Annotated in this window: 17 protein-coding genes and 5 pseudogenes; 15 read left to right on the top strand and 7 right to left on the bottom strand. The window is 71.8% G+C overall.

Annotation, left to right across the window (positions count from 1 at the left end; translation table 11 throughout):
• Positions 1-10 precede the first annotated feature (10 nt).
• Complete coding sequence (locus QQK45_RS12320) at positions 11-565, bottom strand: TetR/AcrR family transcriptional regulator (RefSeq protein WP_348525359.1); 555 nt, start codon at positions 563-565, stop codon at positions 11-13.
• 491 nt (positions 566-1056) lie between these two features.
• Here QQK45_RS12320 and QQK45_RS22290 point away from each other — a divergent pair.
• The 5 genes and pseudogenes from QQK45_RS22290 to QQK45_RS12340 all read left to right on the top strand — a co-directional run.
• Positions 1057-2393, top strand: a pseudogene (locus QQK45_RS22290) (glycoside hydrolase family 3 C-terminal domain-containing protein); the annotation flags it as partial.
• 93 nt (positions 2394-2486) lie between these two features.
• Complete coding sequence (locus QQK45_RS22295; RefSeq protein ID WP_348525360.1) at positions 2487-3074, top strand: fibronectin type III-like domain-contianing protein; 588 nt, start codon at positions 2487-2489, stop codon at positions 3072-3074.
• Positions 3075-3122: 48 nt separating this feature from the next.
• Positions 3123-3941, top strand: a complete 819-nt coding sequence (locus tag QQK45_RS12330; RefSeq protein ID WP_284293506.1) for a Nif3-like dinuclear metal center hexameric protein — start codon at positions 3123-3125, stop codon at positions 3939-3941.
• Positions 3938-4351: a DUF4190 domain-containing protein gene (locus QQK45_RS12335; protein ID WP_284293507.1), complete on the top strand. Its 414-nt coding sequence runs from the start codon at positions 3938-3940 to the stop codon at positions 4349-4351. Before QQK45_RS12330 ends, QQK45_RS12335 begins: the two co-directional genes overlap by 4 nt.
• A gap of 76 nt (positions 4352-4427) precedes the next feature.
• Positions 4428-5869 (top strand): annotated as a pseudogene (locus tag QQK45_RS12340) (beta-N-acetylhexosaminidase).
• 113 nt (positions 5870-5982) lie between these two features.
• Here QQK45_RS12340 and QQK45_RS12345 read toward each other — a convergent pair.
• From QQK45_RS12345 to QQK45_RS12355, 3 genes are read right to left on the bottom strand one after another with little or no spacing between them, the layout of a single operon-like run.
• Entirely contained in the window at positions 5983-6966 is a 984-nt protein-coding gene (locus QQK45_RS12345) for a nucleoside hydrolase (protein ID WP_284293508.1), read from the bottom strand.
• A gap of 10 nt (positions 6967-6976) precedes the next feature.
• The gene (locus QQK45_RS12350) at positions 6977-7192 is read right to left on the bottom strand and encodes a GrpB family protein (protein ID WP_284293509.1); all 216 of its coding nucleotides are present in this window, start codon (positions 7190-7192) and stop codon (positions 6977-6979) included.
• 5 nt (positions 7193-7197) lie between these two features.
• Complete coding sequence (locus tag QQK45_RS12355; protein ID WP_284293510.1) at positions 7198-9099, bottom strand: phospholipid carrier-dependent glycosyltransferase; 1902 nt, start codon at positions 9097-9099, stop codon at positions 7198-7200.
• On the opposite strand from QQK45_RS12355, the pseudogene rsmI reads away from it, so the two are divergent.
• Positions 9011-9918, top strand: a pseudogene (gene rsmI / locus QQK45_RS12360) (16S rRNA (cytidine(1402)-2'-O)-methyltransferase). The gene QQK45_RS12355 and the pseudogene rsmI sit on opposite strands and share 89 nt — an antisense overlap.
• Positions 9919-10045: 127 nt before the next feature.
• Here rsmI and QQK45_RS12365 read toward each other — a convergent pair.
• Complete coding sequence (locus QQK45_RS12365) at positions 10046-10630, bottom strand: isochorismatase family protein (protein WP_284293511.1); 585 nt, start codon at positions 10628-10630, stop codon at positions 10046-10048.
• Positions 10631-10699: 69 nt separating this feature from the next.
• Here QQK45_RS12365 and QQK45_RS12370 point away from each other — a divergent pair, with 69 nt between their 5' ends.
• The 7 genes and pseudogenes from QQK45_RS12370 (at position 10700) to QQK45_RS12395 (ending at position 18847) form a co-directional block, all read left to right on the top strand.
• Positions 10700-11083: a hypothetical protein gene (locus tag QQK45_RS12370; RefSeq protein ID WP_284293512.1), complete on the top strand. Its 384-nt coding sequence runs from the start codon at positions 10700-10702 to the stop codon at positions 11081-11083.
• Positions 11084-12125: 1042 nt separating this feature from the next.
• Positions 12126-13184, top strand: a pseudogene (locus QQK45_RS23240) (DNRLRE domain-containing protein); the annotation flags it as partial.
• An 869-nt stretch (positions 13185-14053) separates the two neighbouring features.
• A pseudogene (locus QQK45_RS23245) lies at positions 14054-14419 on the top strand (hypothetical protein); the annotation flags it as partial.
• Positions 14420-14974: 555 nt separating this feature from the next.
• Positions 14975-15475, top strand: coding sequence for a hypothetical protein (locus QQK45_RS12380; RefSeq protein ID WP_284293514.1), 501 nt, complete (start codon positions 14975-14977; stop codon positions 15473-15475).
• Complete coding sequence (locus QQK45_RS12385; protein WP_284293515.1) at positions 15415-17793, top strand: RHS repeat domain-containing protein; 2379 nt, start codon at positions 15415-15417, stop codon at positions 17791-17793. Before QQK45_RS12380 ends, QQK45_RS12385 begins: the two co-directional genes overlap by 61 nt.
• The gene (locus QQK45_RS12390) at positions 17790-18518 is read left to right on the top strand and encodes an RHS repeat-associated core domain-containing protein (protein ID WP_284293516.1); all 729 of its coding nucleotides are present in this window, start codon (positions 17790-17792) and stop codon (positions 18516-18518) included. The genes QQK45_RS12385 and QQK45_RS12390 overlap by 4 nt, the downstream gene beginning before the upstream one ends.
• Positions 18519-18529: 11 nt before the next feature.
• Positions 18530-18847, top strand: coding sequence for a hypothetical protein (locus QQK45_RS12395; protein WP_284293517.1), 318 nt, complete (start codon positions 18530-18532; stop codon positions 18845-18847).
• Positions 18848-19161: 314 nt separating this feature from the next.
• On the opposite strand, the gene QQK45_RS12400 is transcribed toward QQK45_RS12395, so the two are convergent.
• The gene (locus QQK45_RS12400; RefSeq protein WP_284293518.1) at positions 19162-19569 is read right to left on the bottom strand and encodes a hypothetical protein; all 408 of its coding nucleotides are present in this window, start codon (positions 19567-19569) and stop codon (positions 19162-19164) included.
• A 1508-nt stretch (positions 19570-21077) separates the two neighbouring features.
• On the opposite strand from QQK45_RS12400, the gene QQK45_RS12405 reads away from it, so the two are divergent.
• A complete protein-coding gene (locus QQK45_RS12405) occupies positions 21078-22271 on the top strand; it encodes an aminotransferase class I/II-fold pyridoxal phosphate-dependent enzyme (protein WP_284293519.1) in 1194 nt (397 codons plus the stop codon).
• A gap of 26 nt (positions 22272-22297) precedes the next feature.
• Here the strand turns inward: QQK45_RS12405 and QQK45_RS12410 are convergent, their stop codons facing one another.
• Positions 22298-22732: a phage holin family protein gene (locus QQK45_RS12410; RefSeq protein WP_284293520.1), complete on the bottom strand. Its 435-nt coding sequence runs from the start codon at positions 22730-22732 to the stop codon at positions 22298-22300.
• A gap of 230 nt (positions 22733-22962) precedes the next feature.
• Between QQK45_RS12410 and QQK45_RS12415 the strand changes: the two genes are divergently transcribed.
• Complete coding sequence (locus tag QQK45_RS12415; protein WP_284293521.1) at positions 22963-24246, top strand: ROK family transcriptional regulator; 1284 nt, start codon at positions 22963-22965, stop codon at positions 24244-24246.
• The last annotated feature ends 363 nt before the right edge of the window (positions 24247-24609 follow it).

Consider the following 24609-nt stretch of genomic DNA (forward strand, 5'->3'; position numbering starts at 1 on the left):
CTGCGGCGCGTCAGCGCCCGGGGAGCGGGTCGCGGAGCAGCCCGTCGATCGCGTCGCGCAGCTCCCCGGCCATGTCGACGGCGTCGCGGCGGTAGAGCCACTGGACCTGCAGCCCGTCCATGAGGGCGACGACGCGGTGGGCGGCGACGTCGGGGTCGACGTCGCCGCGCAGCTGCCCCGCCTCCTGTGCGTCGGCGAACGCCGTCGCGATGGTCTCGGCAGCGGCGTCGTAGCGGGCCGTGAAGTACGCGTGCGCGGGGTGGTCGGGGGCGGTGGCTTCGGCGGACAGCACCACGAACAGCTCGACGATCCCGGGCCGGGCCTGGTTCCACGCGGCCAGGTCGACGAGCCGTCGGAGGGCCTCGACGCCGCGCCCCGCGCCGAGGCCGAAGCGTGCGACGTCCTCGGCGACACGGTGCTCGAGGACGGCGAGCAGGAGCGCCTCCATGGTGGGGAAGTGGTGCAGGAGGCCCGGGTGGGAGATCCCGGCGCGTGCCGCGACGTCCCGCAGCGACGTGCCGCGGTACCCCTGCTCGGCGTAGAGCTCGGTGGCGGCGTCGATGATCTGCCGCCGTCGCGCCCGCCCCTTCGCGTACCCGCCCGCGCGCGATCCCGCCGGGCGGGGGCGGTGGGGGCGGTGGTCGGCGTCGGCACGTCCTCAACCCTAGCCGCGCGCGCAGGGCCGCGACTGGTGAAACCCGACCGTACGGTCGGTATCGGTGCTACCGTCGTCCCGACGCGGCCGCCCCGGGCCGCCCGGACACAGGAGTCCTCACCGTGACCACCACCACCGACCCCGCCCTCGACGTCGCCGCGCTCGTCGAGCAGCTCACGCTCGAGGAGAAGGCCGCGCTCCTCGGCGGCTCCGACGTGTGGCGCACGACGCCCGTCGAGCGCCTCGGCATCGGCAAGATCTGGCTGTCCGACGGCCCGCACGGCCTGCGCGCCCAGGCCGAGGACGGCGACCACCTCGGCCTCCTCGCCGCCGACCCGGCCGTCGCGTTCCCGCCCGCCGCCGCCCTCGCCTCGACGTGGGACGCCGACCTCCTCACCCGCGTGGGCTCCGCGATCGGCGAGGAGGCGCGCGCCAAGGGCGTGTCCGTCGTCCTCGGCCCGGGCGTCAACATGAAGCGTTCGCCGTTGTGCGGGCGCAACTTCGAGTACTTCTCCGAGGACCCGCGGCTCGCCGGCACCGTCGGGGCGGCGTTCGTCCAGGGCGTGCAGAGCCAGGGCGTCGGCACGTCGCTCAAGCACTTCGCCGCGAACAACCAGGAGACGGACCGCATGAGCGTGTCCGCCGACGTCGACGAGCGCACCCTCCGCGAGATCTACCTCCCCGCGTTCGAGCGCGTCGTCACGCAGGCGCAGCCCTGGACCGTCATGTGCTCGTACAACCGGATCAACGGCGTCTTCGCGTCGCAGGACCGCTGGCTCCTCACCGACGTCCTGCGCGACGAGTGGGGATTCCAGGGCGTCGTCGTGTCCGACTGGGGCGCCGTCCTCGACCGCGAGAAGGCCGTGCACGCGGGCCTCGACCTGGAGATGCCGTCGTCGGGCGGGTTCGGCACCCAGCGCGTGCTCGACGCGGTCGCGGCAGGCGAGCTGTCCCTCGCGGACGTGGACCTCGCCGTCACGCGCGTCCTCGAGCTCGTCGCGAAGTCGCAGCCGGCGCTCACGCACCGGCCTGCGGCCGACCTCGACGCGCACCACGCGCTCGCCCGCGAGGCCGCCACCCGGTCCGCGGTGCTCCTGCAGAACGACGGCGTGCTGCCGCTCGACCCGGCGTCGTCGGGCACGGTCGCGGTCGTCGGGGAGCTCGCCCGCACCCCGCGCTTCCAGGGCGGCGGCTCGTCGCAGGTCACCCCGACGCGCGTCGACGCGGCGCTGCCGGCGCTCCAGGACGTGCTCGGCGAGCGCGTGGTCTTCGCTGCGGGCTACGCGCTCGACGACGACGCCCCCGCGGAGACGACGGCCGCCCTGCGCGACGAGGCGGTCGCCGCCGCGCGGGACGCCGAGGTCGTCGTGCTGTTCCTCGGGCTCCCGGACGCGTACGAGTCGGAGGGCTTCGACCGCGCGCACATGCACCTGCCGCCCCAGCAGCTCGCGCTCCTCGACGCGCTCGCCGAGGCGGGTGCGCGGGTCGTCGTCGTGCTCAGCAACGGGTCCGTCGTCGAGGTGGCACCCTGGCGCGCCCGGGCCGCCGCGATCCTCGAGACCTGGCTGCTCGGCCAGGCGGGGGCGGCGCCGTCGCCGACCTGCTGCTGGGCCGCGCCAACCCGTCGGGGCGGCTCGCCGAGACCTTCCCGCTGCGCTACGAGGACAACCCCGCGCTCGGGAACTTCCCCGGCGAGGCCGGGCACGTCCGCTACGGCGAGGGTCTGCTCATCGGCTACCGCTGGTACGACGCGCGCGCCCTCGAGGTCGCGTTCCCGTTCGGCCACGGCCTGTCGTACACGACGTTCGCGTACTCCGGCCTCGCCGTCGAGGTGCTCGACGACGGCCCCGCCCCGCGCGTGCGCGTCGCCCTCACCGTGACCAACACGGGCGAGCGGGCCGGTCACGAGGTCGTCCAGGTGTACGTGACGGACCCCGAGTCGACCGTGTTCCGGCCCGTCCAGGAGCTCGGCGGGTTCGGCGTCGTCGAGCTCGCCGCAGGAGCGTCCGAGCGCGTCGAGGTCGAGCTCGACGCACGCGCGTTCCAGTTCTGGCACCCCGAGGTGTCGCGGTGGGTCGCCGAGCCGGGACGGTTCGGGATCCGGGTGGGCGCATCGTCGCGGGAGGTGCGGCTCGAGACGGAGGTCGAGCTCACGGGCGAGGTCGTCGTCCCCGAGCTGACGATCGACTCGACCGTCGAGGCCTGGCTCGCGCACCCCGTGGCCGGCCCCGCGCTGCGCGCGCAGCTCGAGGCGGAGCCCCGCGCGGCGGCGATGTTCTTCGCGCCCGGCGTCGGCGAGATGATGCGCGCGATCCCGCTGCGCCGGATCGCCCGGTTCCCCGGGTTTCCCGTGCCCGAGGCCGAGCTCGAGGCGGCGGCCGCGCAGGCCGACGCCGCGTACCGGGCGGGCGCGCGGTAGGCGTGCACCCGGCGGGCGCCCGCCCACGCGACCTCTAGGGTGGGCGCCATGCTGACCGCCCAGGACGTCGTCGACCGCATCACCCAGCACGTGGGGGCGCCCCGCCGCCCGGACACGGTCGACATGTTCCTCGCAGGCGCCCCGCAGGCTCCCGTCCGAGGGGTCGCGGTCACGATGATGGCGACGTTCGACGTCCTGCGCCGCGCTGCGGACGAGGGGCTCGACCTCGTGATCACCCACGAGCCGCTCTACTACGACCACCGGAACGACGCCGAGCCGCGGCTCGCGGCCGAGGACGACCCCGTCTACCGGGCCAAGGCGGCGTTGGTCGCCGAGCGCGGGCTGCGCGTGTGGCACCTGCACGACGCGTGGCACGACCGCACGCCCGACGGCGTCGACGAGGGGACGGCGGGCGCGCTCGGCTGGGCGGGCCGCGAGGTCCCCGGCGCGGTGGGGGTCTACGCGCTCGCGCCGACGACGCTCGGCGAGCTGGGCGCGCACGTCGCGTCCGCGCTCGGCGCACGGGCGCTGCGGTTCGTGGGGGACCCGGCGCTGCCCGTGTCCGGCGTCGGGCTCGACCTCGGCTTCCGCGGCTTCGAGCGCAACCGGCACCTCCTGCAGCGCGACGACGTCGACGTCGCCGTGATCGGGGAGGGGCACGAGTGGGAGACCGGCGCCTACGCGGCCGACCTCGAGGCGGCCGGGATCCAGAAGGGGCTGGTCGTCGTCGGGCACGTGCCGTCGGAGCAGGAGGGCATGGCGGACGCCGCACGGTGGCTGCGCGGGCTCGTGCCGGAGATCCCCGTGCAGTTCCTCCCCGCGACCGACCCCTACCGCACGCTCGGCGGTGCCATACTCCCCGCATGAGCGACCCGTACCCGCCGCAGCCCGGCGGGCCGTACGTCCAGCCTCAGCCGGCGCAGCAGCCCAACGGCGCCTACCCGCCGCCCCAGTCCGGCTACCCGCCGTACCCCGGGTACGGCTACCCGCCCTACCCGGTCCAGGCGCCCATGTCGGGACTCGCGATCGCGTCGTTCGTGCTGTCGCTCGTCTGGCTCTGGGGCGTCGGATCGATCCTCGCGCTGGTCTTCGGGCTCGTGGCGCTGCGTCAGATCAAGCGGACCGGTCAGCGGGGCAGGGGCTTCGCGATCGCCGGGGTCGTGATCTCGGGCGTGACGATCCTGCTCCTCGTCCTCGGAGTCACGCTGTTCCTCGGCGCGCACGACCTGAACGGTGGTACGGGGCCATCGGTCGAGGTTCCGGGCCTGACCACCTGACGGCCACGCCTGTGTCACGCACGCGTGACACAGGCGTGAGAGCATCGGGGCTCCACGTCCGGTCGAAAGGATTCGCATGCCCCCGCTCGTCCCGCTCCCCGCGCAGGTCCGGACCACCGACGGGAGCCTGCCGCTCGACGGCCTGGGCGTCGTCGCCGGGCCGTCCGACGAGGAGCAGCGCCTCGCGGCCGTGGCCCGCGACCTGCTCGGCCTGACGGGGGAGGCCTCCGAGGGGCCCTCGCTCACCCTCGTGCTCGACGACGCCGCGGGGCCCGACGGCGCCATGTCACCGGAGCGGTACACGGTCGAGGTCGCGTCGGCCGGTGCCACGGTGACGGCGCCCACGACGGAGGGCCTCTTCCGCGGCCTCACCACCCTCGCCCAGCTCGTCACCGCCGACGGCGAGGGTCGCGCGGTGCTGCCGGCCGTCGTCGTGCAGGACGCGCCCCGGTACGCGTGGCGCGGGCTGTCGCTCGACGTGGCGCGGCACTTCTTCGAGCCCGACGTCGTCGAGCGCGTGATCGACGTGATGGCCCGCTACAAGCTGTCCGTGCTGCACCTGCACCTGACCGACGACCAGGGTTGGCGGCTCGAGCTGCCGTCGCGCCCGCTGCTCACGGAGATCTCGGGCAAGGGGAGATCGGCGACGGCGTCGGCGGGTTCTACACGATGGACGAGTTCCGCCGGCTGCAGGAGTACGCGGCCGAGCGCTACGTGCAGGTCGTGCCCGAGTTCGACATGCCGGGGCACACCAACGCCGCGACGCACGCGTACGGCGCGCTGGTCCCGGGCGGCGAGCCGACCGACCGGTTCGGGGGCGAGGAGGTCGGGTTCAGCAAGCTGTCGTTCGACCTGCCGGAGACCGAGCCGTTCCTGCGGGACGTGTTCGGCGACATGGCCGCCGCGACGCTGGGCGAGTACGTCCACATCGGCGGCGACGAGGTCTTCACCTTGGGCGCGGAGGAGTACAGCCGGTTCGTGCTGCTCGCCCACGAGGTCGTCACCGCCGCCGGCAAGAAGGTCGTGGGCTGGCAGGAGATCGCCGAGGCCGAGCTGCCCGCGGGCACGGTCGTGCAGTACTGGGAGGTCCGCAAGGACACCGAGCCGCTGCGACGCGCGGTCGCGGGCGGGGCGAAGATCCTCCTGTCGCCGGCGGACCGCGTCTACCTCGACATGAAGTACGACGCCGACGACGTGCGGGGCCAGGACTGGGGCGCCTCGATGCCGCCCGTCGAGCTGCGCGACTCCTACGACTGGGAGCCCGACACCGCCGTCGAGGGGGTCGACGGGGACGCGGTGGTCGGCGTCGAGGCGGCGATCTGGAGTGAGCGCATCCCCGACGAGGACACCCTCTTCATGCGGCTGCTGCCGCGGCTCGCGGCGTCGGCCGAGGTCGCGTGGACGCCCGCCGGCGCGCGGTCGTGGGAGGACTTTGCGTCGCGCGTCGCCCGCGAGTCGGCGGGGTGGCGCGAGCGTGGTCTCGCGTTCCACGCGAGCCCGGGCGTCGACTGGGCGTAGGTCGGGGTCGCCGAGCAAGCGGGTTCGGCGTCGAGCAAGAGGGTTCCGGCCGCTTGCTCGCTGCGAGATCCGCTTGCGCGACGTGAGCTCCGCTGCTCCCCGTCGGCGCCTGCTCAGGCGCCGAGCGCGGCCGTGAGGAAGGCCAGGTAGCGGTCGCGGTCGGCGCGCAGCGCCAGGGTGGCGTTCGGTGCGTCCGTGCTCCACGAGCGCCGATCCAGGAGCAGCGCGCCGAGCGTCCGCTCGCTGCTCGTCTCGACCTTCACCGGGCACGTCACGGACTTCGTGACCACGTCCGGGTCGACGAGCGCCGCCATGCACAGCGCGTCGTGGACGGGCGCGCACGGGCCGTACGTCGCGGCGCGCTCCTCGTCGGGGTCGTGCTCGATCCGGTGCCGCACCAGGCGCGCCGCCGCGACCGCGCCCGGAGTGCCGAGCGCGTCGAGCGCGTCACAGTCAGCGAGCGTCAGCGGGACGCTCTGCGTCGCGTCGAGCGGCAGGATCGTGACGTCGCGGATCCCTGCCTCGAGCACGATCAGCGCGGCCTCCGGGTCGACCCAGAGGTTGAACTCCGCCGCGGCGGTCACGTTCCCGCCCGCCACGCCGCCACCCATGAGGACGAGCCGGGGGATGCGTTCACGCAGGTCCGGAGCGACCGACAGGGCGAGCGCCACGTTGGTGAGCGGCGCGGTCGCGACGAGCGTGACGTCGTCGTGCGCGGGGTCCCGGTAGAAGTCCACGAGGAACCGGACCGCCTCGTGGGAGGCCGCCCGGCTGCGGGCCGGCGGCAGGTCGAGGTAGGCCGGCTGGAAGTCGGGGTCCCGGCCGTTGAGCACGTCCCGGGGGATCGGGAAGTCGGGCCGCAGGAGCGGGCGCGGCGACCCCGCGTGCACGGGGACGGTGCACCCGACGACGTCGAGAGCCCGCAGCGTGTTCTCCGTGACCCGGGGCAGGGCCACGTTCCCGTTGACGGTGGTCACGGCGAGCAGGTCGAGGCCGGGATGCCCGACGGCGGCCATGATCGCCACGGCGTCATCGGTACCGGTGTCGCAGTCGAGGACGAGGCGGACGGGAGGCGCGGACGCGTCGGTGGGAGGCACGGCCGCCAGCCTAGGCCCGGGACACGGTCCACCCCGTCGACGCGGCCCACCGTTCGGCGCCGGACATGATCGCCTCGATGACGGGGCCCTTGGCGTCGGCGTACGCGTTCTTGTCCGACCACTCTTGTCGGGCGAGGCGGCGCTTGACGCCCTCGTACCGGGCGCGGGCTGCGTCGTCGTGGCGCAGGTCGGTGGGCCGGTCGGGGTCGGGTGCGTCCGCCGTCACGGTGCTCAGATCCAGCTCGGCAGCCACATGTGGAGGTGCCAGAAGGTGTACGGGACCGTCTGCGCCGTCCAGATCGGGTAGAAGAACAGGCTCACCGCGACCACGACGGTCACGAAGATGCTCACCCCGACGACGACCCGGCGTCTCGCGCGTCTCTCGCCCTGCGTCTCCTCGAGCAGCAAGGCGATCACGTAGGCGACGGCCATCATGACCCAGGGCGTGAAGACGATCGAGTAGAACGTGAAGATCGTCCGGTGCATGTAGGCGAACCACGGGAACCAGCCCGCGACGACGCCCGCGAGCACCGCGGTCGCCCGCCAGTCCCGCGCGATGAACAGCCACACGAGGGCGACCGCGAGGCACAGCGCGCCCGCCCACCACAGGACGGGGTTGCCGAGCGAGGTGACCGCCTGCGAGCACGGCGACGACCCGCAGCCCTGCTTCCCGGGCTGGATCGACTCGTAGTAGAAGGACGTCGGCCGCCACTGCAGCATCCAGCCGAGCGGGTTCGCCTGGTAGGGGTGCGGGGTGTCGAGCGTGTTGTGGAAGTGCCACATCTGGACGTGGTACTGCCAGAACGACCGCAGCGTGGGCGGCAGCCAGCTCACGCCCTGGCCGGGGTTCTGCTCGGCCCACTGCCGCATGTACGACATCGGGTTGCGGAACCAGCCCCACCACGTCGCGAGGTAGGCGATCAGCGCCGTCGGGAGCATGACGAGGGCCGCGGGGATCCCGTCGACGAGGATCGCGTCCTCCCACCAGCGCTTGATCCCCACCGCCCGCCGGGCGGTCATGTCCCAGCCGACCGTCAGCAGCCCGAACACCGCGATGAAGTAGATCCCCGACCACTTCGTCCCGCACATCAGCCCCAGCGACACAGCCGCGAGGAACCGGTACCAGCGCCAGCCGAGCCGCGGCCCGTACTTCCCGATCTCGCCGCCCGCCTCGACGACCGCCGCGCACCGGTCCGCGAGCCGGCGTCTCGCCTGCTCCCGGTCGAGGATCAGGAACGCGAACGCGACCAGCCCCCAGAACATGACGAAGTTGTCGAGCAGGGAGGTGCGCGAGTGGACGATCGCCTCGCCGTCGACGGCCATGAACAGGCCTGCGAGGACGCCGATCAGCGTGGACCCGAAGAGGCGGCGCGCGATCCGCGCCACGATCCACACCGCGAGGATCCCGACCACGGCCGTGCTGATGCGCCACGCCCACGGGTTCTCCGCGCCCCCGAACCGCAGGCCCAGCGAGATCATCCACTTGCCGAGCGGCGGGTGGACGACGTAGTCGGCCTGGTGCAGGTACGTGTCGGCGTGGCCCGCCTCGAAGGCCGGGTTCGGGTTGTCGGGCCACTTCGCCTCGTACCCGGACCTCAGCAGCGAGTACGCGTACTTGACGTAGTACGTCTCGTCGAAGACGAGGGTCCTGGGATAGCCCAGGTGGTACAGGCGCAGGATCGCGGCGAGCGCCGTGACGAGCAGCGGGCCGAGCCAGCCCCAGAGGCGGTCGCGCGGCGTCGAGCCCAGAGCCAGGCGGCGCGGCCCGAACAGCTTGAGCAGGTAGCGGTCGCGCGCGCTCGGCTCGGGCGCGTCCGACGACGGCCCGGCGCCCGGTCCGGTGGTCGTGTCGCCGGCGTCCGGGGTCGCGTCAGGATCGGTCGCGTCGAACGGTGGCGCGTCGAGCGCGGCACCCGCGACATGGCGCCCGTTCGGGACTCCGTCCGCGGGCGTGCCGGACGACGGCTCGGGCGCGGTGGGCTGCTCGTCGGCGCTGCTCGTGGCGGACACGCCCGTCATGGTACGGCGTGGGACAGTGGGGGCCATGAGCAGCGCCCAGAGCCGAGCCGAGAGCCCTGCCGACCGATCCGTCGTCCGCCCCGGGGGCGTCCTGGTCCTCGCCGCCACCCCCATCGGCAACGCCGACGACGCGTCCCCCGTCTGCGTCGTCTCCTCGCCGAGGCGGACGTCGTCGCGGCCGAGGACACGCGGCGCCTGCACGCGCTCGCCGGGCGGCTCGGGCTCGAGGTCGGCGGCCGCGTCGTCAGCTACCACGAGCACAACGAGACGGCCCGCGCCGACGACCTGCTCGACGTCGTCGAGGGCGGTGGGACGGTTCTCGTGGTGACCGACGCCGGGATGCCGTCCGTGTCCGACCCCGGGTACCGGGTCGTGACCCGCGCGGTCGAGCGGGACCTGCCCGTCACGACGGCGCCCGGACCGTCGGCGGTCCTCGCGGCGCTCGCCGTGTCGGGGATCGCGACCGACCGCTTCACGTTCGAGGGGTTCCCGCCCCGCAAGCCCGGCGAGCGGCGTCGGACGCTCGAGGCGCTCGGCCGCGAGCCCCGGACCATGGTCTTCTTCGAGGCCCCGCACCGCATCGCGGACACTCTCGCCGCGATGGCCGACGCGTTCGGCCCGGACCGGCCGGCCGCCGTCTGCCGCGAGCTCACCAAGACGTACGAGGAGGTGCTGCGCGGCGGCCTCGGGGAGCTTGCCGAGCGCGCGCAGGCCGAGCCGCTGCGCGGGGAGATCGCCGTCGTCGTCGCCGGGGCGTCGCGGGCGGCGGCCGTGAGCGTGGAGGAGCTCGTCGACGAGGTGCTCGAGCGCGTCGCCGCGGGCGAGCGGCTCAAGGAGGCGGTCGCCGCGGTCGCGGAGGCGTCCGGCGTCGGCGGCGGGGGCGTCAGCAAGCGCGACCTGTACGCGGCGGCGCTCGCGGCTCGCGCGTCCTGACGCGAGTTGTCAGAACGTGGTTCCCGTATCCGGGACCGTCGTTCTGACACGCAGCTCACGTGCGCCGGTTGTCAGAACGTGGTTCCCGGATACGGGACCGTCGTTCTGACACACGGGGCGGCGCGGGTCAGGCGCCCGACGACGGCACGAGCGTCACGCCGTCCGCCGCGAGCTCCTCGCGCGCCGCGGCGCCGAGCTCGGGAGAGACGGGCACGGTGAGGTCCGTCAGGACCCGCGTCGGCAGCCCGAGCGCGTGCGCGTCGAGCGCGGTCGCCTTCACGCAGTGCGACTCCGCGATCCCGACGACGTCCACCGCGTCCACGCCCGCGTCCCGCAGGGCGTCCGCGAGCGACCGGCCGGCGGGGTCGGTGCCCTCGAAGCCCGAGTAGGCCGCGGCGTGCTGGCCCTTCTTGACGCTGACGTCGGGGTCGAGGCCGGCGAGCGCGGGGTGGAGCTCGGCGTTCGCCGACCCGGCGAGCCCGTGCGGGGGCCACGTGTCGACGAAGTCGGGGTGGTCGGAGAAGTGGTCGCCCGGGTCGATGTGCCAGTCCTGCGTCGTCGCGACGAACGCGTACCGGTCGCGGTGCGCTGCCACGTAGTCGGCGATGCGCTGCGCGACGTCGTTCCCGCCGTCGACGCCCAGCTCGCCGCCCTCGCAGAACGTCGGCTGCACGTCCACGACGACCAGGGCCCGGCGGTTCTCCTCGCTCATGCCTCCACTCTGCCACCCGCCCTGCCGGCCGTGGGAGCGCGGCCTACCGTGGACGCAGGAGGTGGGTCGATGGAGACGATCGGGTACTGGGTGAGCCTCGTGGCGCGGCTGCTCGACGAGCAGTTCGGCGACGCCGTCCCCCACGCCGGCCTCGGCCGCCGGCACTGGCACGTCCTCACGCTCCTCGCGGGCGGGTCCGCACAGGCCGACACCCCGGACGGCGTCCTGCACGGCTTCGAGACGGAGGTCCAGGACCTCGTCTCGCGGGGCTGGGTGCAGGGCACGTCGGAAGGCTGGGCCATCACCGCGGAGGGCCAGACGGCGTACCACCGCCTCCTTGACGATGTCACCGCGGCCCGCGAACGCGTCACCGCGGGCATCGACCCGGCCGAGGTCGGGCGGGCGATCGAGATGCTGAGGCGCGTCGCGGAGAACCTGCGCCCCGGGGCGTGAGGGTCTCGCGAGGATCGGCGGGTTGTCCTGCGAGCGTTCCTGGAGGGCGCTCCTCGAGGAGAGACCAGGCCGGGAAGTGCACGCCGCCGCCGCACGAGCCATCAGCTGAGATCGCGTTCTGGGAGGTTCGGGTCCACTGAACGTGGCAGTACTGCCGTCGCTGGTAAGGGCGCCTGTGGCGCCCCAGTACTTGGCTCGGGCGAGGCCTGTTCTCGGACGCGCCTCGTCCGCCGGTGAACCGCCCGAGATCGGAGCGGGTGAAAAAGATGCGTGACGTAGCGGATCCCGGTACCTCGTGGTCTAGATTCTGCTCACCACCGTGAGCCGGGCTGAGCCTGGGCGGAGCGCTCTGGGGCCTGCCCGAGGGGGCGAGGTTCGGTCGTGCCGGCCGAGGTCGACCGGCACCGAGTAGTCGGAGCGCTCGATGGGTGTCTTCTCTGCTGCTTTTGGCATGCCTGGTTCGTGGCGTAAGTCCGCGTTGGTGGCGGGCGCGGTGGCCGCGGTCGCGGTGGGTGTGATCGAGGTTCCGACGGGTGCGGCCCGCGCGGACACGGGTTCGGAGGTGGCGAAGTCCGCGCCGACGAAGGTGTCGGCGTCCCGTGATCCACAAGGTGACCTGACGGCCCCGGACGCGGTGTCTGCGTCGATCAATGCCCGGCTGGCGGGGGAGCGGGTGGAGAACCTCGCCGCCCGGACCGAGGACACCTCGACGTTCGCGATGCCGGACGGGACCTGGCAGACCTCGACCGCGACGGGCCCGGTGTGGGTGCGCAAGGGCGGGGACGGGACCCAGCTGGCGGACTGGGCCGGTGTGGATGCGACCTTGGGGAAGAACGCGGATGGGTCGTTCTCTCCGGTCGCGCAGGCCGGGGACATCAAGATCGCCGGGGCGACGAAGGCCAGCGACGGGACGTCGGTGGTGGCGTCGTTCACCGACCCGGACACGAAGGTCGCCTCGCAGCTGACGTACCCGGGTGACCTGCCGGCCCCGACGGTGGACGGACCCCGGGCGACCTACGCGGACGTGCAGCCGGGTGTCGACATGGTCGTCGACGTCACCGGCACCGGGGTGGAGCAGTACTTCGTGGTGAAGGACAAGCCCACCGACCCGGCGGCGCTGGTCCTGTCGACCACGGTCGCCGCGACGGGCAAGACGGCGCAGGGCCTGGGTGTGAAGGCGAAGGAGACGGACCCGGCCAAGGGCGGGGACGTCGCGTCCCTGGTCACGAAGGCGGGGGACCCGGTCGCGGCGGTGGGGCTGCCGCAGGTGTGGGACTCGAGGTATGACGACACGCTCGCGAACCCGGTCGCGAAGTCGTTCGACACCGCGGCGCAGCCGGGGGTGTGGACGGGCACGGCGCAGGGCCAGGCCCAGACCGAGGCGGCGGCGAAAGTGAAGGCCTCCGACCCGGCGCCCACGCCTGCTGAGGCTGCGGCCGCCGCGGAGGCGGTGTCCCCGTTGTCGGTGGGGGTGGAGGCTACGGGCGCGAGCGCGCAGGTCGACCTGACCCCGGGAGACGACACCAGTCCGGACGACCCGGCTGAGGCGACGAGCGTCGCGGACGTGCTCGCGGACCCGGACACGGTGTTCCCGGTGGTGGTCGACCCTTCGGTGTCGTTGCACGTGACCACCGACACCTGGGTGCAAAGCAACTCGACCGATTCCAAGGCCGGTTCCACTCAGCTGCGGGTCGGGACGTACGACGACGGGACGGATGTCGCGCGCAGCTTCTTGCAGTTCTCCTCCTCCTCGTTCAAGGGCACCCAGATCTCGTCGGCGAAGCTGACGCTGTGGGAGTACTACTCGTGGTCGTGCTCGGCGCGTGGGTACAAGGTCGGTGACACCACGACGAACTCCTCGACCTCGACGGTGTGGTCGAACCAGCCGGCCTGGCACACCACGTACACCACCGTCACGGACGCGAAGGGGTACTCCTCCTCGTGCGCGGCCGGGAACTCGGTGGCGACCGTGACGAGCATGGCTCAGGACTGGGCCGACTCCTCGTCCACCACGCACACCGCGTCCCTGCGGGCCTCGGACGAGTCCGACTCCTACGGGTGGAAGTACTTCAACTCCGCCAACGCCGACACCGGCAAGCCGACCCTGACGGTCTCGTACAACTCGTATCCGGCCACCGCGAAGTCCGGGTCGATCTCCCCGTACGTGTGGTATCCGGCGAACGACACCACCGGGCAGCTCGAGGTCAAGTCGTTGACCCCGACGGTGAAGGCCGTGGTCTCCGACCCTGACGGTGGGAACGTCAAGGCGCAGTTCTACCTGACCGACTCGAGCGACTCGAACAAGGTGATCTGGAACTGGGTGTCCGGGTCCACAGTCGCCTCGGGCGGCACGTCCTCGTACACCCCGACCACGAACTTGCCCGCGGGGCACACGTTCGTGCTGCAGATCCGAGCCAACGACGGATCCTTGTCCTCCAAGACCGTGTACAAGCCGTGGAACTCTGCGGGCAAGTTCACCTTGAACACAGGTGCGCCTGCCGCGCCGACCGTGACCGCCACAGGGTTGACGGCGAACCAGACCGCTGACCCTGCACCGTCCTCGAGCACGTTCACGGCGGTCGGGTCCAACACGGACGTGTACGAGCTTGAGTACAAGACCGAGACCGACACCTCGTGGAACGAGGTCCCGGTCTCCTCGAGTACCTTGTGGACCACCACGCCGACCGCGACGTGGACCTGGGCACCTCTTCCGACGGGAAAGCACACGGTCCAGGTCAGAACGGTCGACAAGGCGGGCAACGTCTCGACGACGCCGACGTCCTTCACGTTCACCGCAGCGGGTGCAGCGCTAACCGCCCCCGCCCCGGACCAGCGGTCGACTGACGTGTTCAACCTCGCGGCTAACGGGCCCACCGCCTCAAGCGGGAGCGTCGCTGCGACTGCGTACTACCGGATCGCCGGCGGCCCGGCCGGAGCAGGCGACGCCACCGTGAATGGCTCGACAGCCGGATGGACTGCGATCACGGGAAGCGGAGCGACCTTCGCCGCCGGTCAGGCGGTGTCATATTCGTCCAGGTTCTCGACGAGCGCGCTATCACAGGTCCAGGCCAACCTTCGCGGCACCGTCCAGCTGCAGGTGCAGGTCTGCTTCGCCTACTCCTCACCAAGCCTGACCCGCTGCTCGTGGAGCTCAGGCGCGGCACCATCTGGCAAGCCGACGATCACCCGAGTTCCGTCGGCGTTCGGGGACGACTTCCCGGTCGCGGACGCCGGCCCCGGCCAGGTTGCGCTGTGGACGGGGAGTACCAGCAGTCCGCGACGGACGCGGACGTGCCCGGGTACAACGGGGACCTGTCGATCTCCCGCACCTACTCCTCCGACTCAGCCCCGGAGACCAACCCCGTGTTCGGGCCTGGGTGGTCGGCGTCGTTCGACGGTGACGACTCCGGTGTGGCCGGGTGGGACGTGTATGACAGCACCGGATCGACGGGCGACGGCACCATCGCCCTGCTCGACGACGACGGGGACGCACTCATCTTCCGCGCCCCGGGAACCGCTCATGCCACCGACCCCACCGGCACCTACCCCGCAGCTGACGCGGACACCAAGGCATCGGGAGCCACACTCCTGCTCACGTCCACCACCGCGATGACCTTCACCGACGCCGACGGCACCGTCACCAAGTTCACCGGGAGCCTCTCGAAGGGTTGGCAGGCGCAGTCGGTAACGGCCCCGGCCTCCACAAGCGCGACGACCTACAGCTACGACAGTGCGGGCCGGGTCACCCAGATCCTGGGTGCGGTCCCGCTAGACGGATCCGGCAAAGCGATCTCCTGCAGCCCAATGGCGGCAGGATGCCGCGCACTAACGGTTAGCTATGCGCCCACGACGACCGCGACTTCAACCACACCGGGGGATGTGGCCGGGCAGGTGAGCTGCATCTCCTACACGGCGTACGACCCCGACACGGACCCCGGCACGACGGGCTGCGATGGCAAGACGACGACTGGAAGCATCCGAACCGTGGCCGTCGCGCTGTACAAGTACAACGCCTCCAAGCAGCTGGTGACGGTCACCGATCCCCGCACCAATCTGGCCACCAGCTACGCGTACTCGGGGACCTCGTCCTCGGGGCAGCCGCTGCTGACCGGGTTCACCCCGGCCGGGCAGAAGGCGTACGCCCTGGTCTATGGGTCAGTGGCAGCGGGTGCCGGCACCGACGCGCACGGTCTGCAGGTCGTGTCCCGGGCGAACCCGACCTCCGGGTCCTCGCAGGTGGCCCGGTTCGTGTACGGGATCAACCCGGCCGTGCTGACCTCGGGGCTCCCGGACATGCGCAACACCTCCGACGACACCGTCGGGGTGAGCCGGTGGGGGAGAACGACGTCCCCACCGTCGGGGTCGCGGTCTTCGGGGCCGACCACACCGTGACCACCTCGACCGCGTCCTCGGTCGCGGCCACGGACTGGCCGTACGCGGATCTGCAGTACGCCCGTACCGACGGCCGTGTGGTGAACACTGCCTCCTCCAACGAGGGTGCCTGGCAGTTCAGCGCTACCTCATATGACCAGACCGGCAATGTCATCAAGTCTCTGGATTCGCGGGGAATCGCTGGAATCCTCTCCGCTGGCGGGGCGGCGGCGCTCGACCAGGCGGACCTGGACTCGTTCGCGACGGTCACCCACTACAACCCGACCAACATCAGCTCCACCGCGGCCGCCGACGGCCCAGGCGGCGCCGGGACGGTGCCGTCCGGGACCGTCATCGTTCCTGCGAATACCCGGGTGACCGATGTGTGGGCGCCGGCCACGGATGCGGGCGGTGACCCGGTGCGCACGCACACCCACACGGACTACGACGCCGGTGCCCCGAACCACGGCGTTAGCCCGGCCACGGGGCTCGCGTACGGGCTGGCTACCACCGTCACCACGACCCAGGTCGCCGGTACCGACACCACACCCGCTTCAGGTGAGACCGTGATCGGGAAGTCGGTGACCGGGTACAACCCGATCGACAGCGCACCGGCGACCGGGAACACGTCCGGGTGGACCCTCGGGTCGCCCACCACCTCGACCACGGTCACCAACTTCACCGCGAACACGGGGATCAAGACCCAGACCCTGTTCGACTCCGAGGGGCGCACCATCAAGACCATCGGCGCGAAGTCCAACGGATTGGACGCCGGGACCCAGCTCACCAGCTACTACACCGTCGCGGGGTCGACGGGTTGCCCGGCCCACCCGGAGTGGGCGGGCCAGGTCTGCCGGACCACCACCGCCGAGACCACGCCGTCCGTCCCGGTCGACGCGACCACGAAGTACTCGCTGTGGGGCGATCCGGAGACCCAGACCGAAACCCAGGGGAGTGCGGTTCGCACCACGACCACGAGCTACGACGCGGCGGGGCGCACCACCCTGGTGCACACCACGGTGAGCGGGCTGGCCGGGTCAAACCCGGTCGACGACACCTACATCCACTACCAGGACGGCACGGGCCTGGTCGACTACACCGCGACCCAGAACCCCACCACCCACGCCGAGACCGGGCGTACCTCCACCCTGTACGACACGTGGGGGAGGGTCACCTCGTACAAGGACGGCAACGGCGTCATCACCACCACGACGTACGTGGCGTCCGCGGCATCAAGCGCGGGTGCCACGTCCAACGGTGCTGGCAGCGTCGCTACCGAGTCGACTACCGCGGACGCGAGCTCCACCGCGTATACCTACGACGCGTCGGGAAACACGACCAAGCAGGTCACCACCGTCGGAGCCCGCACCTACACCTACGGTGCGACCTACGACGGGGTCGGGGACATGCTCACCCAGACCCTGCCCGCCGGGGTGACCCAGACCAACACCTACTCCCGTGACGGGCAGCAGACCGGTCTCGAGTACGACGCGATCGACTCGGACGGCACCACCATCCCGGGCCTGGCGTGGACGATCACCTCCGACGTCCAGGACCGGACGACCGAGGTCGACACCAACGCCGGGTCCGGGGACAACACCGTCGGGCGGACGTTGGGCTACGCCTACGACAACGCCGGCCGGCTGACGGACGTCGTCGACCAGCGCGACAACTTCTGCCAGGACCGTGCGTACAGCTTCGACGCCAACGGGAACCGGACCGGGCAGATCAACACGACGACCCTGACGGACTCCTGTGCCGACCCAGCGGCAGCGACCGTGACCAAGACCTGGGCCTACAACCCCGCCGACCGGGTCCAGACCGAAGCCGCGGTCCACACCGTGGCCGACGTCACCGACGACGACGGGAACGAGTCCACCCAGACCACCGACGCGTTCGGGGCCACCGGGTACGTCTACGACGCGCTCGGCCGGGTCACGACTCTTCCTGCCGGGGACACCCCCGCCAACCAGCTGATCGAGTCCCTCGGCGGTGTGTGGACCGGCTCCACCGCGGGCGATGTCACGCTGAGCTATTACGACACTGACGCCGCCCACACCACCAGCCAGGACGGCACGACGACGTCCTACACCCTGGACCCGGGGGCCGGCGGTCCACGTCGATCACCACCAAGGACGGCGCGGACAACGTCACCACGACCCGGGACTACGGCGACGACTCCGACAACCCCTCCTACGCGACCCAGACCATCGGGACCGGTGACCCGGTCGTCAGCGTTTACGGGTCCTCGATCGGCGGCGACCTCGGGTTCACCGATACCGCCGGGGTCGGCACCCTGGATCTCGCGGACCCGCACGGGGACACCATCACCACCGTGACCGTCCCGACCGACGGGTCTACCGTCCAGATGGGCGCCGTGGCGTGCTTCGACGAGTACGGCAACCAGACCATCGACGACGTCGAGACCGACGCCGACGGCTACCCCTACCCAGGCGACTCCGTCACCCCCGTGAACACCGGAGCCCTGACCTACGGGTACCTTGGCGCCAAACAACGCGCCACCGACACCACCGGCCTCATCCTCATGGGCGCCCGACTGTTCAACCCCGCTACCGGCCAGTTCACGAGCATCGATCCCGTCGCTGGCGGCAACTCCGCCGCGTACGCTTACCCTCAGGATCCGGTCGGCGGGATCGACCTCAATGGTCAGCGGTACATCCGGCGATCCGTCTGCGACTGCGGTGGCAATGAAGGCGACTTCATGGGCGGTGCAGAGTTTAGCGGGCGATCGCGCCCAGTTCATTTCAAGATCAAGCTAGGTTTTCTGAGGCGCTTTGCAGACGACATCGGCGATTCAATCTCTCGTGGACACGCATGGACCAAGCATCGATCAGAATTCGGCTTCCAGCGCCGCGGAGAGATGAGCCGCCACGTATCACATGTGATCCGCCATGGTGAAGTTCGCTTTCTCTCGAACGACCGCACGGCTTTCTATCACCAGAGGAGCAACACGCTCGTCATTCATAATCCGTGGGATCGCGACGGAGGAACGGTCTTCAGGCCGACTCGCGGCAGGCTCTATTTCACACACAAACTCGACTAGAAGGGCAAATCTTGCTCACACGGGACCAGGCTGGATTCATCGCCGCCGCGATCGCCCAGTGGTCCGGGCCTCTTCAACCAAACGAGCCACTGCTTGCTTATCTTGAGATCTCGGACCGTGACGAGTTCTATGACATCATCGACCGACTCGAGGAATCAATCTCTGTCAGTGGCACGCTGAACGGCGCAGACCTTAGATTTGCGGTGAAAATTGCCGAGCTCACCTTTGCTTCGACCTTTAATGGGGCCGGTCCAGAGTGGGAAACTGTAACGGGCTATCCCGATGAGGTTGCGCTCACCGTGTTGCGATCCATTCAACGGATCATTTAGTCGCCCATCTGGCGCGGCGCCGAATGGCTCCGTGACCGACGATAAACGCGCGGACTTCGACCGTCTGAATTTCGCCGACCGCCCATCCGCCACGCCGGGGCTCGTTGCAATATTCTTCGTCGACGTCTTGGCAGTCACGGTTCTCATCGTGGGCCTACTGGTCCAGTCGGAAGATTGTCGAGACCTTGAACACGTGGCTCAACTCGCCCACGGAGACCTGACGATCGCGTGCCCTGCCGATCGAGTCGCGCAGCCATGAGCACGGCCGCACCCGTACGAGTGCGGCCGTGCGCACCTTCGGTCACCTGCTATGGCTACCGCGTTGTGCTTCGACAGAGCGCCCACGAGTGCGCGACTTTCCGGGCCTTCGGCGCGCTGCGGGGCCCGCCGTCCTTGACGGCATCGGCGGCCGGGCGGCCCTGACTGACGTCGGCAGTCAGTGCCGTCGCGACGAGCTCCCGGTCCAGCCCCTTGGCGGTCAGCGCGTCCGCTGTGCCCTGGCGCCGCTCGGCGGAGTCGTACGAGTCCTGGCCCTGTTCAAGTGCCGTCGCGGCGCGGGCCTCGTGACGCTCAGCATCAGCGGCCGCGTCGATGCGGTCGCTGTCGTCGGGCTCGTAGTGTGCAGCCTCGCGTGCCTGCGCGGCCGCGGCCGCCTCCCGCGCGGCGAACGTCATGAGCTGGGCGGCTTCCGCCTCCGGCTGGCGCTTCTCGTGCTTCGACACTCGCCGCCGCGGCGGCGAGGTCGCCGTCGCGGGCAGCCCAAGCCCGCAGCTCCCGGTCGACGTCGGCGGGCATCGCACCGGTGTTCTGGGCGTCGACGCCATAGCGCGTCCGCAGCTCGTCCCGGATCCGCCCGACAGTCTGCGCGGCTTCGGCGTCCTCGCGTACCCACGCCGTCGCGAGCCGGTAGGTGTGCGCGACATCCTCAGGTCGCGCGTTGTCCCACCAACGGCTCTGGTGCACGTTCGCGAGCTCGACCCGGGCCACCCTCTTCTCCGCTTCGAACCGGGACGCGAGCTCACGCGCCTTCTGCTCCGAGGTCGCCTGGGCGCGGCGCTGGGCCCGCTCCCGCGCTCGGGCCATGCGTTCGCCGAGCTGCGCGGCCGTGGTGACCAGAACACGTAGGTGCCCCTCGAATGCCTCTTCGATCCCGTCGAACTCCATGGCGGTAACGCCCCCTTCTCCTTAGCGTTCCGGACCGCGTTCGCGATCCGGTCGTGTGGTGCTCGTCGCGCGCCGACGAGGTTCGACCTTGTTCGGCACCGGTGAGGCCGTTGCGGTGCCGTACGAGGCGTGCAGCCGGTCCAGGACCTTCTGTGCCTCCGGGTCGAGTTCGGGCGCCTCGGCCTGGGGGGCGCCGGCGCGGGTGAGACCTCGGCACCTGATGCGCCGCCCACGACCTGTGAGCCGGTCGTCGTGAGCGCGTCGCGCACCCGCACGAGCTTCGCCCTGGTGTCCTCGGCTAGCAGCCGGGCCTGCCGGGCTTGCTGAGTCGCTACGGCGGCGTCGTGCACCGCCTGCGTCAGACGGAGCAGCTGGCGGACCATCGCGGCCTGGGCAACGGGACCCTGGCCGCCGTGCGCGGCACTGGCCAGGAGCATCGCCGCCCCCGACAGCGCGACGGTCCGCGCCTTGTCCGGTCGGACAGTGCGCCGGAACGTCTGCGCCGACCTGGACAGTGCCTCCGCCGCGGCCGCGAGGTCGCCGGGAGTCTGCTCGGTGGCGTTCGACCACGCGGCGAGCGCGCCCGCGGTCTGCCGGGCGACCGCCGCCCAGGTGTCCTTGTTCTCGAGGGGGACCGCGCGCAGCCGGCCCAGGAGCTCGCGCAGCTCGTCGTCGCGCTTCGCCCACTGCTCGGGGCTCGGAGCCTGGGTCTCGCGCCCCGGCGCGACGACGCGACGGCCCCGCTTCGCTGCCTCCCACTCAGCCGCGGCCGCGCTGGCTGCGTGCGGAGTGTCGACCCACCCATCGCGCAGGCGCGGGAGCGTCAGGTCGCGTCCGAGCTGGCCCCCGCCGTACCAGATCGGCCGCTCGCGGGCTTGGGGTCGTTTCCGCGACCGAGTACCCGGTTACGACGTCGGTACGCCCGTCAGTGAACCTTGGTCGGACGCGCAGGCCGCGGTGCCGCGCACGCCCAAGGCGAAACGCGCGTGAGGGTCTCGCGAGGATCGGCGGGTCGTCGTGCGGACGTGCGCCGCCGCTGCTGAGGGCCGCGGGTAACCTGCGTGACATGCCTCGCGAGATCGAGTTCCGCCGCATCCCCGGCCTGCCGCCGTACGTCTTCACGATCATCGACGCGCTGAAGATCGAGGCACGCCGGGCGGGGCGCGACGTCGTCGACCTGGGCTTCGGGAACCCGGACCTGCCGAGCCCGGAGATCGCCGTCGAGAAGCTCGCCGAGGCGGCGCGCAACTCCCGCAACCACCGGTACTCGGCGTCGCGCGGCATCCCCAAGCTGCGCGAGGCCGTCGCCGGCCTCTACGCGCGCCGGTTCGGCGTCCTGCTCGACCCGGACACCGAGATCATCTCGACGATCGGCGCCAAGGAGGGCTTCAGCCACCTCATGTGGGTGCTGCTGCAGCCCGGCGACGCGGCGATCGTCCCGACGCCGAGCTACCCCATCCACATCTGGGGGCCGTACTTCGCGGGCGCCGACGCGCGGCAGGTCGACATCGGCGACGGCACCGACGCGGCCGGCTACATCGACCGCGTGATGGAGGCGTGGGAGTACGGGTGGCCCAAGCCGCGCGTCGTCGTCCTGAGCTTCCCGCACAACCCCACGACGACGATCGCCACCAAGGAGGACCTGCAGCGGCTCGTCGACTGGGCGCGCGAGCGGGACGTCGTGCTCGTGCACGACCTCGCCTACGCGGACATGACGTTCGACGGGTTCGTGCCGCCGTCGATCATGGAGTGCGAGGGCGCCAAGGAGGTCGCCGTCGAGCTGTACTCGATGACGAAGTCCTACTCGATGGCGGGTTGGCGGGTCGCGTTCCTCGTGGGGCGCAAGGACGTCGTCGGGGCGCTCGGGAAGCTCAAGAGCTACCTCGACTACGGCACGTTCCAGCCCATCCAGATCGCCGCGACCGTCACGCTCAACGAGGCGACGGACTACCCGGCCGAGGCGTCGGCCGTGTACGAGGCGCGGCGCGACGCCCTCTACGACGGCCTCCAGCGGATCGGCTGGGACATCCACAAGCCGGGCGGCACCATGTTCGCGTGGGCGCGGATCCCCGAGCCGTACCAGGACATGGGGTCGGTCGAGTTCGCGACGCACGTCATCGAGCGGTGCGACGTCGCCGTGTCGCCGGGCGTCGGGTTCGGGCCCGGCGGCGACGGCTTCGTGCGGTTCGCACTGATCGAGAACGAGCAGCGCATCGGCCAGGCCGTGCGGAACCTCAAGCGGGGGCTCGAGCGGCTCTGACCGCGTCCGCCCCCGCCCGGGGCGGCTCAGGCCGGCGCGGCGCCCGACGTCGTGCCCGACCCCTTGGACTTGCGCGAGTCGACCTGCTTCTGCGCCATCGCGACGAGGCGGTCGTCGACGACGTCGTAGATCAGGGTGCCCACCCACACGATGAGCGTGGCCCACACCCACGTCCAGAACCCGTGGATCGAGAACCCGGACTCGGGGGACAGGATCACGGTCAGGATGAGCGACACGAGCACGGTCGCGAGCCCGATCACCCACGTGTACTCGTGCACGTGCTTGGTGAGGAACTTCGTGAGGAGCGGCCGGACGATCGAGATCAGGACGGTGAACAGGGCGACCGCGACGATGCCCCACAGCCACCCGATCCTCATCCCGGACAGCACGATGTTGGCGATGATGAGCAGGACGCCGTAGGCGATCGCTGCGACGACGAAGCTGACGATCCTGGGACTCATGGCAGTGCCTCCCGTCCGCGAGGTCCCGTCGTCGGGACGCTCAGGTCACTTCCAGCATGCGCTTCCGGGCGCCGTCGCGCGCGACGCCACGCCCGGCAGGTGCACACAGGGCGAGACGGCGACCGTCCCCGCTGAGACGGCGTTACCGGCCGCAACGCCCGCTGCGAAACCTCGGGCCGCACCGCGGACCGGGCCTCGCCGCGACGTCGGACGGCTGGTTAGCGTGCCCCATGCCGACCCTCCGCAACCCGGAACGCAGCGCACCGCGAGTCCGGCGCGCCGACGTCCCGACCGCGCTCGCCGCCGTCGGCCGCCCCCGCCCCGCACCCGTGCAGGAACGCACGTCGCAGACCGCCGGCACGGTGCTGCGGGCCGTGCTCGACCACGGCCCCGTCGCTCGCAGCACGGTCGCCCGCCTCACGAACCTGTCGCCGGCGAGCGTCACCGGGCTCGTCGGCCGGCTCGTCGAACGAGGCCTGGTGCGCGAGGCGCCCGAGCACGCGCCGCCCAAGGGCGTCGGCCGGCCGCACGTCCCGCTCGAGGTCCGGCCCGACGGCGCGTACGTTGTCGGCGCGCACGTCGCCGTCCCGCACACCACCCTCGCGATCGTCGACCTCCGCGGTCGCGTCGTCGCCGAGCGGCGCGACCCGCACCGGTCCACCGACCCGGACGTCGTCCTCGCCGACCTCGCCGACCACCTCGACGAGCTGCTCGTCGCGCACCCCGAGCGTCCGCGCGTCCGGGGCGTCGGGCTCGCGACCGGAGGCTGGGTCGACGCCCAGCGTGGCGTCGTCGTCGAGCACCCGCTGCTCGGGTGGCGGGACGTGCCCGTCGGCCGGGTGCTCGGTGAACGGCCCGGGCTGCGCGTGCGGGTCGACGGGCACGCCAGGGCACTCGTGCACGCCGAGCAGCTCTTCGGGGAGCACCGGGCGAGGGCGCGGTCGAGCATGGTCAACCTGTTCGTGGGGAACGTCGTCGACGCGGGATTCGCGACCGACGGCGGCGTCCACACCGGCCCGCACGCCGCCGCGGGCGTCGTCGCGCACCTGCCCGTCGAGGGCAGCACCGCGCCGTGCCCGTGCGGCCGTCTCGGCTGCCTCCAGGCCGCGGTGTCCGAACAGACCCTGCTGCGTCGTGCCGTCGAGGAGGGGCTCGTGCCGCCGGACGCCGGCTTCAGGGCCCTGGTCGACGCCGCCGTCGCGGGCGGCGCGGGGGCGGTCGCCCTGCTCCGGGACCGGGCGCGCGACGTCGGACGTGCCGCGGCACTGCTGCTCGACCTGTTCGACCCCGAGCTCCTGACGGTCGTCGAGCCGGGAGTCTCACGCGTGCCGGGATGCCTCGAGATCGTGCGCGACACCGTCGCGCGCGCCTCCGCCACCTGCACGGATCCGGCCGCGGTGGTCCACCGGACGAGCTTCCCGGGGCACGCGCTCGCCGTCGCCGGGGCGGCCGTCGGGCTCGAAGGGCTCTACGCGTCGCCGCTGCGGGTGGCCCGTCCCGGGCGACCCACTTAATTCAGTTCGTTGCATTGTTGTGAGGGGGACTCGTGCTGCCACAGGCTGAGGACATGACCACGAGCGCACCCGCGGCCCTCTCGCCGCGCCGCTGTCGCCGTGGCTGTTGTCGCTGTCGCTGACGGCACGCGACCCGCGCCACGCACCCGGCTGGTCCCCGCCCCGCGGCGGGCCAGGCCGGCCTCCCGTCTCGTGGCGCCCTCCGGCGTCCTGTCCCAGGACTTCGCGCACGGCCCCCGGTCCCTGGCTCACGACGTCGTCGTACCCGTACGACGAGGTCCCGCCGGCTCGACACCGGAGCCCCTCCCCGCACGACGCACCCGCCCACCGGCCCGGCCGGGAGGCGGTCGTCGGCACGACCCT

Source organism: Luteimicrobium album, assembly GCF_030161555.1.
Taxonomy (GTDB): Bacteria; Actinomycetota; Actinomycetes; order Actinomycetales; family Cellulomonadaceae; genus Luteimicrobium; species Luteimicrobium album.